Raw genomic sequence first — 1,101 nt, 5'->3', positions numbered from 1 at the left:
GCGAGGCGATCGATCAGTATCTCTTACAGCTGCTCGAGCCGGGCGAGGAGCCGGCCCTTCTGCGGGAGGCGATGCGTTATAGCGTTACCGCGGGAGGAAAAAGGCTGCGCCCGCTGTTAACTATCGCCGCAGCGGAGACCTTTGGTCTTTCCGGCCAGCGGGTGCTGCCGGTAGCCTGCGCCCTGGAATTGATCCATACTTACTCGCTTATCCATGATGACCTTCCGGCGATGGACGACAGTGCACTGCGCCGGGGCCGGCCAACCTGTCACCGTGTTTACGGCGAGGCTGCTGCCATTTTAGCCGGAGATGCCTTGCTGACCCTCGCTTTTGAGTTGGTGGCCGGCTATGGACTCCGGGAGGGCTGCTTTGAGCGGGCGCTGCAGATTAGCCTGGAGCTGGCCCGGGCCTCCGGGAGACGGGGGATGGTCGGGGGACAGCTCCTCGACCTCGAGTCCGAGGGGCGAATGATCGGGTTGTCCGAACTGGAGCGGATCGACAGCTGCAAGACCGGAGCCCTGCTGCAGGTGGCGGTGCGCTGCGGAGCCATTGCCGCGGGAGCTTCACCGGCCGTGCTGAAGGCGCTCAGCGGCTACGGTTCTTGCCTGGGGTTGGCTTTTCAGATCACTGACGATCTGCTGGACCTGGAAGGAGATGCCGCCGAAATGGGCAAGGAAGTAGGCGCCGACCGGGCCCGGGAAAAGGCCACCTTTCCAGCCCTGCTCGGTGCGGAGGCGGCACGGAAGCGCACCGAAGAGCTTTACCACCAGGCGCTGGTTTACTTAAATGAGCTGGAGAGGCCGGCCGGGCTGTTGCAGGAGCTAGCCCGGCAGCTTGTCTTCAGGAATAAATAAGAGAACCGGAACGAGATCACGATAAAGTCCACAGGCGGTCAATGATGGAGTTAATTAAATAAAGGAGGAGTTTTTACCATGGCCATGTCGGAAAATAGCTGCGATTATTTTTTGGAGGCGCTTGCTTCTAAGGCACCGACCCCCGGCGGCGGGGGCGCGGCTGCCATGGGCGGGGCCATCGGGATGGCCCTTTCGAATATGGTGGGCAATCTTACCGTTGGCAAGAAGAGGTATGCCGACGTAGAAG

The 1,101-nt window shown here is 61.2% G+C and carries 2 protein-coding genes; both read left to right on the top strand.

Going from position 1 to position 1,101, the window contains the following annotated elements; translation table 11 throughout:
• Positions 1-854 (top strand): polyprenyl synthetase family protein (locus ACE4YL_RS13120; protein WP_461369712.1); only part of this gene is annotated, 854 nt, incomplete at its 5' end.
• Positions 855-932: 78 nt separating this feature from the next.
• The coding region (locus ACE4YL_RS13115) for a cyclodeaminase/cyclohydrolase family protein (RefSeq protein WP_461369713.1) at positions 933-1,101 on the top strand (169 nt) is incomplete at its 3' end.

This window comes from Candidatus Darwinibacter acetoxidans (assembly GCF_041936445.1).
Lineage (GTDB): Bacteria > Bacillota > Limnochordia > Darwinibacteriales > Darwinibacteriaceae > DTU010.
Note: the sequence above shows the minus strand (reverse complement) of the source record. Positions and strands in the feature narration are given on the sequence as shown.